This is a genomic window from Flavobacterium chryseum (assembly GCF_004362015.1).
In the GTDB taxonomy this organism is placed as follows: Bacteria; Bacteroidota; Bacteroidia; order Flavobacteriales; family Flavobacteriaceae; genus Flavobacterium.
This window is the reverse complement of the sequence record NZ_SNWW01000001.1, coordinates 97627-111438: the sequence shown is the minus strand read 5'-3', so window position 1 is coordinate 111438 and position 13812 is coordinate 97627. Positions and strand designations below refer to the sequence as shown.

The following is a 13812-nucleotide window of genomic DNA, read 5'->3' as shown; positions in this document are numbered from 1 at the left end:
GGATGACAGTCGAAATGTCAGGCTGAGCGGAGTCGAAGCACGTTTTGAAACTATACTTTTCTTCCCATTAAATTTTCTCCAAAAACTCTCAAAATATTTTTCTTTTCAGCATTAATGTCCATTTTTTCTAAAGTTTCAAAAGCTTTAAAAGTGTACATTTCAATCGCTTCCTGAGTAGCTTTTGAAGCTCCGGATTCGTTAAAAATGGTTTTTGCAGTTTCTATTTTTGCTGTATTATCTTCTAATTGTAGGCTGAATAATTTTTGTAATTCCGTAGCTTTTTCTTCAGATGAAAACTCTAACGCTTTTAGATATAAATAGGTTTTTTTGTTTACAATAATATCTCCGCCAACTTGTTTTCCAAAAGTTTTCGGATCTCCAAAAGCATCTAAATAATCATCCTGTAACTGAAAAGCCAATCCTAAATTAAGACCGAAATCGTAAATTGAATCTGCTTCTTTTTCAGAAGTTTTCGCAACTATGGCCCCCATTTTCATGGCTGCCGCAACCAAAACGGCTGTTTTATATTCGATCATTTTAAGGTATTCCGTAATAGTTACGTTGTTTCTTTCTTCAAAATCAACGTCCCATTGCTGACCTTCGCAAACTTCGAGGGCAGTTTTGCTAAACAGCTTTGCTAAATCTCTAAAAATGGTTGGTTCGTATTGTTCAAAATATTGATACGCAAGAATTAACATCGCATCTCCGGAAAGAATCCCGGTATTGATATTCCATTTTTCATGAACGGTTACTTGCCCTCTTCTTAAAGGCGCATCATCCATAATATCATCATGAACTAACGAAAAATTATGAAAAACTTCGACAGCCATTGCAGCCGGAAGCGCCATTTTATAATCGGCATCAAAAACTTCTGCAGTCATTAAAGTTAGTACCGGGCGCATTCGTTTACCGCCAAGCCCTAAAATATATTCAATAGGTTCATAAAGGTTTTTAGGTTCTTTGGTTATGCTTTGGTTTTCTAAATAACTAATAAAAAAATCCTGGTACTGACTAATATTGTGCATAAAATGAAATTCTGATTATCGTGGCTCAAAGATACAATTCAAATATGAATTTTACTTTCTTAAAATTTAATTCATCACTAGTTTAAAACAAGATTATTTCGCTTCATTTTTAAAGAGTTAAAATTATTTAAAAAAAACTTGGAAACTTTCTTGGTGTTTAGAGTTTCCTGTTTATATTTGCATTTTTAATTGGAAACCCGAAACACTGTAAAAGTTTCCGTAAACAGTTTGAGTAGATTATAAAACTCAACAAAATCAAATATTTATGAAAACAACTTGGACCATAAATTCTAGCCAGTCAGATGTTTTAATTAAAATGAGACATTCGATAATTGCCTATTTAGGCGGAACTGCAAATAAATTTGACGGTTATGTAAATATTGAAGACAATGAAATTGAAGATGCTTCAGTTGAATTTTCATTAGATATAAATAATAAAAACGATAGCTTTCAGCAAATTGATACGCATTTGAAATTGAATGATTTCTTTAATGTAAATGAACATCCGATTATTAGTTTCAAATCGACTTCTTTTCAAAAAGTAAACAACAACATTAATTTCTTTAAAGGAGATTTAACCATTAAAGATGTTACTAAAGTAGTAGAATTGGATGCTGAGTTTATCGGAATCAATTCTTATAACGGAGAAAGAAAAGTTGCTTTTGAAATTAAAGCAGATATTAAACGTCAGGATTTTGGTTTAGATTATAATTCTTATAACCATAACGGCGGGTTAGCGCTTGGAAAAGATATTAAACTTATCGCTAATCTTGAATTTAGCATATAAAATCTTATGCCACGAATAAATTAATGTAAAATTATTACAAAAATAGCGGAAACTATTTTTTAAAATAAAGTTTCCGAATTATATTTGTAAAGCAATTTGAAAATTAAAAATGAAAGAAAAAATCATAGCAAAAGCAAGCGATTTATTTTTAAAACTCGGTTTTAAAAGTGTTACGATGGATGACATTGCAGGTGAAATGTGTATTTCTAAAAAAACTATTTACAAATATTTTTGTAACAAAGAGGTTTTAATTGAAGAAAGTACTTCGATGGTTCACGGACAAGTGCATGAAATAATTGATACTATCGTAGCTAAGAATTATAATGCCATTCATGAAAATTTTGAGATTAGAGAAATGTTCAGAGACATGTTTAAAAACAATACAGATACGTCTCCTATTTATCAATTGAAAAAACATTATCCGGAAATATATCAAAATGTATTGTCTCACGAAATAGATCAATGCACACAATATTTTACCGAAAATATACAAAAAGGAATTCGTGAAAAATTATATCGTGCGGATCTAAATATACCTGTTTATGTGAAATTTTATTACACTTTAATTTTTCACATTAACGAAAATACAGTTTCAGAAAGAGAAGCTCAGGAAATAGAACTAGAAGCTTTGGAATATCATACCAGAGCGATGGCAACATCAGAAGGAATATTAGAATTAGAAAAACAACTCAAAAAAATTACCACTTAATCATCAATCTATAATTTATGAAAAGAATAATTCTTATAGTATTGTGTTCAATTGGCTTCTCAGTCAACGCACAAGTCACAACTTTAACCTTAAAAGATGCTCTTACCTATGCGCTTCAGAATAAATCTGACGCTAAGAAATCGAAATTACAGGTTGAAAACAGCGAGTATCAAATTCAGGAAGTACGTTCAAGAGCATTGCCTCAGATTTCTGCAAACGGAAGTTTAACGTATAACCCAATTTTACAAACAAGTGTTATTGATGGAGCTTCTTTTAATCAGCCAGGAACCTCTATTCAGGCTACTTTTGGTCAAAAATGGACTTCAGGAGCGGGACTTTCTTTAACTCAGGCGATCTTTGATCAATCTGTTTTTACAGGTTTGAAAGCAGCAAAATCTACTCGTGAGTTTTATCAGATAAACGATCAGTTAACAGAAGAACAAGTTATAGAAAGAGTTGCAAATAACTACTATTCTGTTTATGTACAAAAAGAAAGATTGATTTTATTAGACAGCAATTACGTAAACACTTCAAAAGTTCGTGATATCGTAAAAGGACAATTTGATAACGGTTTAGCCAAAAAAATTGACTTAGATCGTATTGTTGTAAAAATGTCAAATATTGATACTGAACGCCAGCAGATTAAAAATCAGATTACTTTACAGGAAAATGCTTTGAAGTTTTATATGGGAATGCCTATAGAAACCGTAATCGATATGCCTAAAGAAGAATTTGAAGTTATTCCGGCAGCATTAACAGAGCAGCCAACTGTTGAAAACAGAACAGAATACCTGCTTTTGAAAAAACAAGAAGAGCTTTTAGTGTATAATAAAAAAGCCGTTGAAGCAGGATATTACCCAACACTTTCATTAACTGCAGGGTACAATTATATTGGTCAGGGTCCGGAATTTCCTTGGTTTGCAAAACCAAAAGATGGGGTTTATTGGTCTGATTACTCTGCAATTGGATTAAACTTACACATACCAATTTTTACAGGTTTTGGTACTCGTGCAAGAGTAAGACAGGCAGATGTTGAAATCAGATCACTTCAGGAAGATATTAAGGATACCAAACTTTCACTTGATTTAGATTACAGAAATGCAATAGCTCAAATTGACAACAATCTTGTAACGATTGAAAATCAAAAAGAAAACATGCGTTTGGCAACTGAAATTTTAAGCAATACCAAAAACAATTACCTTCAGGGATTGGCATCACTAACAGATTTGTTAGATGCTGAAAATGCATCACTTGAAGCACAAAATAATTATACCAGAGCAGTCTTAAATTACAAAATTGCCGAAGTAGCATTAATCAAATCAAAAGGCCAACTAAAAACTCTTATTAAATAACTAAACAAAATGAAGAAGACACTTGTAACAATAGTAATCATAATCGCAGCATTGGGTCTGATTGGATATGTATTAACTAAAAATAAAGAAGAGAATAAAGCTAAAACAGATATTGTTGCTGAGAAAAACGCAGCAGTTTCAGTAAAAGTTGCACCCGTAAAAACAGAAGAAATTTCATTGGATTTCGTTGCAAACGGAAATTTTCAACCAATTCAGGAATTGACTTTTTCTGCTGAAAAATCTGGAAAAGTAATCAGCGTTTTAGCTAAAGAAGGAGACTACGTAAGAGTTGGTCAGACTTTATTGACAGTAAGAGGTGATGTAATTAACGTAAGCGCACAACAAGCACAAGCGGTTTACCAAAATGCAAAATCTGATTACAGCAGATACGAAAATGCTTTTAAAACTGGCGGAGTTACCAAACAACAATTAGATCAGGCAAAATTAGCTTTAACAAATGCTGAATCTAGCTTAAAACAAGCTAATATTAATGTTGGTGATACTAAAGTAAAAGCACCAATAAACGGATTTATCAATAAAAAATATATTGAGCCGGGATCTATTTTAGCAGGAATGCCAGCAACTGCTTTGTTTGATATTGTAAATGTTTCGAGATTAAAATTAGTAGTTACAGTAAACGAAAATCAGGTTGCAAGTTTAAAAGTAGGAAATACTATTAATGTAACTGCTAGTGTATATCCTGATAAATCTTTTTCCGGAAAAATTACTTTCATTGCTTCAAAAGCTGATGAGTCTTTAAACTTTCCTGTAGAAATTGAAATCGCTAACAACTCAAGTAACGATCTTAAAGCAGGTATGTACGGAACTGCAAACTTTGGTTCAAAACAACAAAAACAAAACCTGATGGTTGTACCGCGTAATGCATTCGTAGGAAGTGTGAGCAGCAACGAAATCTTTGTAGTTGACAAAGGAATTGCAAAATTGAGAAAAGTAACTGCCGGAAGAATCTTAGGAGATCAGGTAGAAATCATCAATGGATTATCTGACGGAGAAACTGTAATTGTTACAGGTCAGATTAACTTACAAGACGGAAATACAGTAGAAATTATTAAATAATTTAAAGCATTAAGCTATAGGCCGTAAGCATTAAGCTTATTGCCTAAAGCCTACAGCCTAAAGCAAAAAATATGAAATTAGCCGAAATATCCATAAAACGTCCGTCGTTAGTGATTGTATTATTTACAATCCTGATACTTGGTGGATTGTTCAGTTACAGCCAGTTAGGCTATGAGCTGATTCCTAAATTTGAACAAAACGTTATTACAATTTCTACAATTTATCCAGGAGCTTCTCCGAGTGAGGTAGAAAATACGGTAACAAAAAAGATTGAAGATGCGATTGCTTCGTTAGAAAATGTTAAAAAAATCGACTCGAAATCTTACGAAAGTTTATCTATTGTTTCGATTACATTAACATCAAATGCAAAAGTCGATTTCTCACTAAATGATGCACAGCGTAAAATAAACGCGATCATTAGTGATTTACCGGAAGATGTTAAAACACCGGCACTGACCAAATTCTCGCTGAGTGATTTACCAATTATGACACTTGGTGCCAACGGAAAAATGGATGAAGCAGCCTTTTATGACTTAATTGACAAAAAAATTGCTCCTATTTTATCTCGTGTACAAGGTGTTGCTCAGGTAAATATTATTGGTGGTTCTGAGCGTGAAGTTCAGGTGAATCTTGACGCTGTAAAAATGCAGGGTTACGGATTGTCTGTTCCTCAGGTACAACAAACTATTTTGACATCGAACTTAGATTTCCCAACAGGAAACATCCAGACTCGTAATCAAAAGATATTAATTCGTTTAGCTGGTAAATATAAAAGTGTTGAAGAATTAAGAAATCTGGTAGTTTCATCTCAAAACGGAATTCAAATTCGTTTAAGTGATATTGCCGATGTTCAGGATACGCAAAAAATTGCGGAGAAAATATCACGTGTAGATCAAAAAAGTGCTATTGTTTTACAAATCGTAAAACAATCTGATGCGAATGCGGTTGCGGTAAGTGAGCAATTATTAAAAACGATTGCCATTCTTGAAAAAGATTATAAATCAAACCAATTAAAATTAGAAGTTGCAAAAGACAGTACAATTTTTACTCTTGAAGCAGCAGATTCTGTTGTACATGATTTATTAATTGCGGTTGTTCTGGTTGCCTTTGTAATGTTGTTCTTCCTGCACAGTATTAGAAACTCGTTGATCGTAATGGTTTCGATTCCGGCATCATTAATTGCAACATTTATTGGTATTTATTTGATGGGATATACCTTAAACTTAATGAGTTTACTTGGATTATCTCTGGTGGTAGGTATTCTGGTCGATGACGCGATTGTGGTCCTCGAGAATATTTACAGGCACATGGAAATGGGTAAAAGCAGAATCCGTGCTTCTTATGATGGAACTGCAGAAATTGGTGGAACCGTAACTTCGATTACATTGGTAATTGTGGTAGTGTTCTTGCCTATTGCAATGAGTTCTGGTTTAGTTTCTAATATTATTACACAATTTTGTGTTACTGTAATTATTTCAACTTTACTATCACTTTTAGCTTCATTTACAATTATTCCTTGGTTATCATCTCGTTATGGAAAATTAGAACATATTGAAGGAAAGAATTTATTCGGAAGAATTATTCTTGGTTTCGAAAGTTATTTAACTCGTTTTACAAACTGGGTTTCTGAATTATTGACTTGGTGTTTAGATCATTATGTTAAAACCATTTTAGTTGTATTGGTATTGTTCTTTGGATCAACAATAGGATTAATGGGTGGAGGTTTCATTGGAGGAGAGTTTTTCGCTTCTTCTGATAGTGGAGAGTTTTTAGTTCAAATCGAAATGCCGAAAGATGCTTCGTTAGAACAAACCAACTTCATGACGCAAAAAGCAGAAGCTTATTTGAAATCACAAGAATATGTTCACAGTCAAATTACAACGGTGGGACAAACCAGTGAAGGTTTTGGAGCATCGCAAGCTACAGCGTATAAAGCTGAGATTGACGTAAAAATGATCGAACAAAAAGATCGTACTGATGATGCGAATGTTTATGCTGCAAAAATTAAACGTAAGCTTGAAAAAGTATTAGTTGGAGCAAAAGTAAAAACGGTTCCGGTAGGTATTTTAGGAACTGCTGAAGACGCAACTTTAGGATTAATTGTAACAGGTCCGTCAACAGAAAGTGCAATGGCATTTGCAAAATTAGCAGAAGCTGAATTACGTACAATTCCTGGAACAACTGAGATTAAATTGACGGTTGAGGACGGAAACCCTGAAATTAACGTTAAAGTTGATCGTGATAAAATGGCTGCTTTAGGATTAACACTTCAAACAGTTGGTTTAACAATGCAAACTGCTTATAGTGGAAACACAGATGGTAAATACAGAGCCGGTGAATACGAATATGATATTAACATTAGATACAATGCTTTCGACAGAAAAAGTATTAATGATGTAAGTAATTTGATTTTCATCAACGCTGCAGGTCAACAAATTAAGTTATCTCAATTTGCAACAATTACAGAAGGTTCAGGACCTAGCCAGTTAGAACGTAGAGATAAATCAGCGTCGGTAACTGTAAAAGGACAAAACGTTGGGGTTCCATCCGGAACAATTGTTGGAATATGGCAGGGAAAACTGGATAAACTTAAAAAGCCAGCCGGTGTAAACTATATTTGGGGTGGAGATCAAGAAAACCAATCTGAAGGATTTGGTACTTTAGGTATCGCATTATTAGCCGCAATTATATTAGTTTACCTTGTAATGGTGAGTTTGTATGACAGTTTCGTTCACCCGTTTGTGGTATTGTTTGCAATTCCGCTTTCATTTATTGGTGCGATGTTAGCTTTAGCATTAACAAACAACTCATTAAACATTTTTACCATTTTAGGTATTATCATGTTGATTGGTCTGGTGTGTAAGAATGCGATTATGCTTGTCGATTATACCAACCAAAGAAGAGCAGCAGGAGAATCAATCAGAACGGCATTAATTCAGGCGAATCACGCTCGTTTACGTCCGATTTTGATGACTACAATTGCGATGGTATTTGGTATGTTCCCAATTGCATTAGCATCTGGAGCAGGAGCTGAATGGAAAAATGGTTTGGCTTGGGTAATTATTGGAGGATTAATTTCTTCATTATTCTTAACCTTGATTGTAGTTCCGGTTATTTACAATATCATGGAGAAAATAATTGCGAGACTAAGCAAAGGAGAAAAAATCGATTACGAAGCTGAAATGGTTGCTGATTATGAGCACACAGAATTAAGCGAAGACGGTTTTAATCCTAAACATACACATTAAGATTTTTAAATCTCAATAAAGAAATTCCAAATTTCAAAGGAATTTCCAAACATAAAAAATCCCAAATTCCAATTACTGGAGTTTGGGATTTTTTTATTGATTCCTTCCGCAATGCAGGTTTTGGAATTTGGAATTTATTTCCGTAACCTCGAGATTGGAATTTAATTCACTTATTTCTTCACAATCTTAATTGTTTTCGTTTGCCCTTCAGCTTTTACTTTTAAGAAATAAAACCCTGAAGAAACATTCGATAAATCAATTTCAGAATGATCACTATCAATTTTCTTTGATATAATAGTTTGTCCGGAAACGGAAATGATTTCTACCTCATCAATAACAGCGGTATTTTCTATAGTTAAATTATGCAAAACCGGATTTGGATAATATTTAAAATTTGAAAGTACAAAATTAGGGTTTGCAAGTGTTCCGCTTGATTTTGCGGTTACGGCCAAACGTTCCTTACTTTCAATTCCGTTTATGGTTTGCGATGCATAATAAGTTGTTTCATCGACTAAAACAGTTGTTAAAGGCAGAGGTGTTTCAGCTGTTGATTTGCTTGTTTTTCCTGAAGGATTCGGAGTACTATACCATTTAATATTTTGCCCGTCGATACTTAAATCTGCTAAAGTTTGCCCTGGTTTGAAATCGACAACTACTTCATTTTTTCCTGTTGCCAAAGGAGCTGGTGGATTAATAACAAAATCAATAGTTGCAAAACATCCATTTGTATCTTGTGTAATAACAGTGTAATTGCCAACTTCTAAATTTGTAAAGGTATTAACTGTCGAAAATGCAGCCAAATTACTTGAAATAGCATACACATAATTACCAGCACCACCAGTTGCACTCACAGTCACCGAATTATTTTTAATATCAATGCTAGATAGTAATACGGCAGGTTCAGAGATCGCAATCGTCATAACAGTAGAACATTCGTTGCTGTCTTTTACACTTATAACATAATTTCCAGCATATAGATTAGAGAAGTTATTGCTAGATTGATAAGCACTTCCATTAATTGAATAAAAGTGCGGAGCTTTTCCACCAGCAGCAGTTATTTGAATCACAGCATCATTACCGCCATTACAATGTATAACAGAAGTAATAGCCGTAGTAGCAACTAATGGACTTACAGCAGTTAGAGAACCAGAAAGAGTAAGTACAACACCTTCTGCATCTTTAACTTTTACGGTGTAAGTTCCTGCTTGTAAATTTGAAGCTATATTAGATGAGCCATAAGTACTTCCATTATCAAAAGAATATTGATGCGGATATTTGCCTCCCGCTGCATTTATGGTTATAATTCCCAAAGTTGTGCAAGTAATCGGTGTTATCATAAGAGTGCCGAAAATAGTGGATGAAGTAATCGTTATTCCACTTTTACTTGCAAGACATCCTTTTGCATCAGTTACTTCTATAGTATATTTTCCAACAGCTAAACCTTCAAAAACAGAAGAACTTTGAGGGCCAATTATTTGTGAACCATTTTCATATTTCAGTGAATAGGAATAAGGAGCTGTTCCGCCTGACGCAGTAATTGTTATTTTTCCGTCGTTACTATAAACAGTTGTAGTATTTGAACCAATATTATTCAAAGATAAAATTGTTGGCTGCGATATCGTAGCACTAGTGGTGGCAATACAACCAAAAGCATCTTTTACACTGACAGTATAGGTTTGAGACATTAAATTAGTAAAAATACCCGATGCAGTATATCCGTTTCCTATTGAGTAGGTGTAAGGTGCATTTCCTCCAATAGCAGTAACAGTAATTGAAGCATTGCTTAAGCAATCGATGCCTTTAGTAACAACTGTTGTTATAGCTAAGGAATCAAGAGGTTTTATAACAGCAGCAGCGGATGCAGTAGCATTTTGAGCGTCTTTAACAATTATCATATAACTTCCTGGAAATAAATTAGCAAATAAATTTGAAGAAGTATAGGTACTCCCATTATCAATAGAGTATTGATATGGTGCGACACCTCCAAGTGCGATGATATTAAGTTTCCCGGTCGTGCTATCGCAGGTTAAAGGTGTTATTTCAAAATTTGCAGTAAAAGAAGTTGGTTCAGAAATAATTATATCAGCATGCGTTGCTGTACATCCTTTATAATCTCTAATGTATACCGTATAAATACCTTTTTTTAAATAGGAAAAAATATTATTTGATTGAAAAGTGATACCATCCAAAGAAAATTCATAGGAGCGGCCTTGACCAAGTGCTTTTACTGTAATAGTTTGGTTTTCGACAATTACTTTTGAGATAATTGGATCTGGTTCTACAATTGTAAAATGCTGTGTATCCGAAGTACATCCATTTGCGTCCTTAATTGAAAAAGTATAGGTTCCCGGCTCTAGGTTTTCATATAAATCATCATGTATTACAAAAGGGCCGCCATTAAATGAATAGGTATAAGGTTCCTGTCCTCCAAATGCTGCAATTGTTATACCGCCACGGTCCGAATCAGATACAGAGCAAACTCCCTTGTAGGTATTATAGTAAAATGAAGGAGCTGTTTGATCAGCTATTGTAGTTACCAAAACCATTGTGTTATTATCAGCATCACGCACTTTCAGCGTATAAGATCCTGCTGTTAAATTGAATACATTCGAAGAAGAATAAGTAATTCCATTATCTGCAGAATATTGATAAGGAACAGTCCCTCCAACAGCTGTAAAAGTTAATGTTGCAAAAGGATTGTTACATGTTATTTGCGTAATAGCAAAAGTTGCTGAAAGCGTATCGATTTTGTTAATAATCGAAATATCAGTTTTTGAGGCAATACATCCATTGGCATCTTTCACCTGAACGCCATACAATCTCGCTTGTAAGCCGTCAAAAATATTTGAGGATTGAAAAACGGTAATTGGTATTCCGTTAGAATTTGTTAAAGCATAGGTATAAGGAGAAACTCCGCCAGTTGCAGCCACCGTTATTTTTCCGTTATTATCATTGATAGTAGTTGAGTTTGTTGCGCTGGCTGTTAAGGTTATAGCATTAGGCTGTTCTATTGAAATATAATAAGAACTAATACATCCGTTTGCATCTTTTACTGTCACATCATAAATACCTGCCACTAAATTCGTAAAAACATTCGATGGAGTATAATTGCCTCCAATTGAATACATATAAGGTGCTTTTCCGCCTTGCGCTTGTACGTTTATTATTCCGCTGCTGGCTTGATAACACCTTACATTTATTTTTGATAGAGAAATTGTAGGAGAACTTAAAGGTAAAACAGTTATATTATTTGAAGTCGCTAAATCGTTATTGGCATCTTTGACAACAATCGAATAAGTTCCTGCAGCTATATTGCTAAAAACATTAGTGGCTTGAAATATAGTTCCTCCATTTATCGAATAAGAATATGGTCCAGTTCCTCCCGAAGCATTGACAGTAATTACTGCATTACTCATACAATCTGCTTCTTTAGTAAGTACTACTGAAGCCGTTAATTGATTTACATTTTCAATAGTAACCATAAAAACGAAAGATTGACAGCCTTTTGAATCTTTTATATAAACTTGATGAATGCCAGGGCTTAAATTTGTAAAGACATTATTAGTCTGAAGCGCACTGCCATCTACAGAATATACGTAAGGCGCAGTTCCAGCCTGTCCATTAATAGTCAAAGTTTGCTTGTCAATTAAAAAGTCAGCATAAATAGGCATTAACTGATTTACTGTTATCGATTGTGTGTATAATTTATCATCGTTATCTTTTACAGTAATAGTATAAGTTCCAGCAGCTAGATTAGTAAAAATGTTGCTAGCCTGAAATGTTGTTCCACCATTGATAGAATAAACGTATGGAGTAAATCCGCCGGTTGCAGTAACCGTAATTTCTGCATTACTCGTGCATTCTAATTGTTTAGTAATTGCAATTGCAGCCGTAATAGGGCTCACTATCTCAGCCCAAAAACTGCCCGGTTCACAATTATTAGAGTCCTTTACTCTTACATGATGTATTCCTATAGTAACATTTGTAAAAACATTATTAGCCTGAAAACTGCCATTATCAATAGCGTATTGATAAGTGCCGGTTCCTCCTGTCGCGTCGAGAATTGATATCGTATTTCCGTCAATTACCATGTTTGCATCTACAGCTGATGGCTCTGTGATCGTGTAAGGAAGTGTATTTACACAACCTGCAGCATCGGTAATTTTGATGGTATAATTTCCTGCTTTAAGATTCGCAAAAACATTGCTGCTTATGTAAGGATCATTATTTATTGAATATTGATAAGGTGCTTGTCCTCCTGCTGCTATAACGGTTAAAGTTGTTTTTTCGCCCCAGCATAATAATGGTGTGTTCGCCGCTGTTATTGTTAGCGGTGGCAATGGAGGTTGAACCGTATTAAATAGCGGAGCTGAAACACAGCCTTTGCTGTCTTTAATTAGAAAAATGTAATTGCCAGGAGTCAAATTATTAAAAATATTACTATTCGTAAAAGTTTGTCCGTTATCCATAGAATAAAGATATGGGGCATGCCCAGATGTTGCTTGAACAAAAATTGATGCATTACTGCAGCTTGTAGCGTTAGTAACCAGTGCAACACCTGTTACATTAATAAGCGGTGCTATGGTCACTGCAGTTGGGTTTGAAACTGAATTTAAGGCATCTTTAACCTTTATAGTGTAAGTACCCGCATTTAAATTATTAAATACGTTGTATGGCTGATAAACAAATCCGTTATCAATTGAATAAGTATAAGGAGCTTGACCACCTGTAGCATTTGCAGTTATTATTCCATTATTGCCGTTACCTGAGCAATCTAATTCTTTACTAACAAATGCAGCTACATTTAAAAAAGGAGTAACAGTTGCGTTTACCGTTGTACCACATCCTTCAAAATCGCGTACTCTTATAATATAATTTCCAGGAGTTGCATTTGAAAAAATAGTACTAGATTGATAAGTTATTCCATCTAATGAATATTGGTAAGGACTTGTTCCTCCAGTAGCCGTAATAATTATTACGTTTTGATTTGCAATTGTATGAGTTGCCACTAAAGCTTCAGGTTCAGGAACAACATAAGTAAGTTTAGTATTTTGACAAATAATATTTTGACTTTTTACTTCTATGTGATATGTTCCAGCAGGTAAATTATTGTAATAATCATTTGTTGTAAAAGCGCTTCCGTTTACAGAATAGAGATAAGGCGCATTTCCTCCAGAAGAAGTAAGACTCAAAGCGGTAGTCTCACCTTTACATAGTATTGGTTTATGTGAAGCACTTACAGATATCGATTGAAAAGTAGTCAGATTAAAATAATTGGATGAAATCGTGCCATTATTATCAATTCTTCCATAAATATTCATTATACCAACAAAACCTTTATAGGTTGTTGGATTTGCAATCTCATTTGTATTATTTAAAGCATCAACTTCACTTAAAAAATAAGTTACAGTCGTTTCTGCTGGATTTAAATTTCCAATAAAATCGGCTTTAAGAGAAGTTAGATTAAAAGGTGTTCCTTCACAGACAGAAATAGAAGTAACTTGTGCATAAAATAGATTAGAAAATAATAAAAGAAAACAAAGTAGAGTTTTTTTCATAGTATTAGATTTGTTAAAATGGTGAAACAAATGTATACAAAAAAACCAATTTTGAG

General features: G+C 33.9%; 7 protein-coding genes. 5 read left to right on the top strand and 2 right to left on the bottom strand.

Translation table 11 applies throughout. The features are described 5' to 3' along the window. Positions 1 to 50: 50 nt before the first annotated feature. Positions 51 to 1025, bottom strand: coding sequence for a polyprenyl synthetase family protein (locus EV143_RS00460; protein WP_133505933.1), 975 nt, complete (start codon positions 1023 to 1025; stop codon positions 51 to 53). 265 nt (positions 1026 to 1290) lie between these two features. Here EV143_RS00460 and EV143_RS00455 point away from each other — a divergent pair, with 265 nt between their 5' ends. The 5 genes from EV143_RS00455 (at position 1291) to EV143_RS00435 (ending at position 8198) form a co-directional block, all read left to right on the top strand. Further along, positions 1291 to 1812, top strand: a complete 522-nt coding sequence (locus EV143_RS00455) for a YceI family protein (protein ID WP_133505931.1) — start codon at positions 1291 to 1293, stop codon at positions 1810 to 1812. Positions 1813 to 1921: 109 nt separating this feature from the next. Continuing rightward, complete coding sequence (locus EV143_RS00450) at positions 1922 to 2521, top strand: TetR/AcrR family transcriptional regulator (protein ID WP_133505929.1); 600 nt, start codon at positions 1922 to 1924, stop codon at positions 2519 to 2521. Positions 2522 to 2538: 17 nt separating this feature from the next. After that, the gene (locus tag EV143_RS00445; RefSeq protein ID WP_133505926.1) at positions 2539 to 3873 is read left to right on the top strand and encodes a TolC family protein; all 1335 of its coding nucleotides are present in this window, start codon (positions 2539 to 2541) and stop codon (positions 3871 to 3873) included. Positions 3874 to 3882: 9 nt separating this feature from the next. After that, positions 3883 to 4950, top strand: coding sequence for an efflux RND transporter periplasmic adaptor subunit (locus tag EV143_RS00440; protein ID WP_133505923.1), 1068 nt, complete (start codon positions 3883 to 3885; stop codon positions 4948 to 4950). A 71-nt stretch (positions 4951 to 5021) separates the two neighbouring features. Next, a complete protein-coding gene (locus tag EV143_RS00435) occupies positions 5022 to 8198 on the top strand; it encodes an efflux RND transporter permease subunit (RefSeq protein ID WP_133505921.1) in 3177 nt (1058 codons plus the stop codon). Positions 8199 to 8368: 170 nt separating this feature from the next. Here the strand turns inward: EV143_RS00435 and EV143_RS00430 are convergent, their stop codons facing one another. Then, positions 8369 to 13756, bottom strand: a complete 5388-nt coding sequence (locus EV143_RS00430; protein ID WP_133505919.1) for a T9SS type A sorting domain-containing protein — start codon at positions 13754 to 13756, stop codon at positions 8369 to 8371. Positions 13757 to 13812 lie beyond the last annotated feature (56 nt).

What these genes read in the sequence shown, in the direction of transcription:
- EV143_RS00460 (WP_133505933.1), bottom strand. Translation starts at nt 1,025, where the DNA reads ATGCACAATATTAGTCAGTACCAGGATTTTTTTATTAGTTATTTAGAA.
- EV143_RS00455 (WP_133505931.1), top strand. Translation starts at nt 1,291, where the DNA reads ATGAAAACAACTTGGACCATAAATTCTAGCCAGTCAGATGTTTTAATT.
- EV143_RS00450 (WP_133505929.1), top strand. Translation starts at nt 1,922, where the DNA reads ATGAAAGAAAAAATCATAGCAAAAGCAAGCGATTTATTTTTAAAACTC.
- EV143_RS00445 (WP_133505926.1), top strand. Translation starts at nt 2,539, where the DNA reads ATGAAAAGAATAATTCTTATAGTATTGTGTTCAATTGGCTTCTCAGTC.
- EV143_RS00440 (WP_133505923.1), top strand. Translation starts at nt 3,883, where the DNA reads ATGAAGAAGACACTTGTAACAATAGTAATCATAATCGCAGCATTGGGT.
- EV143_RS00435 (WP_133505921.1), top strand. Translation starts at nt 5,022, where the DNA reads ATGAAATTAGCCGAAATATCCATAAAACGTCCGTCGTTAGTGATTGTA.
- EV143_RS00430 (WP_133505919.1), bottom strand. Translation starts at nt 13,756, where the DNA reads ATGAAAAAAACTCTACTTTGTTTTCTTTTATTATTTTCTAATCTATTT.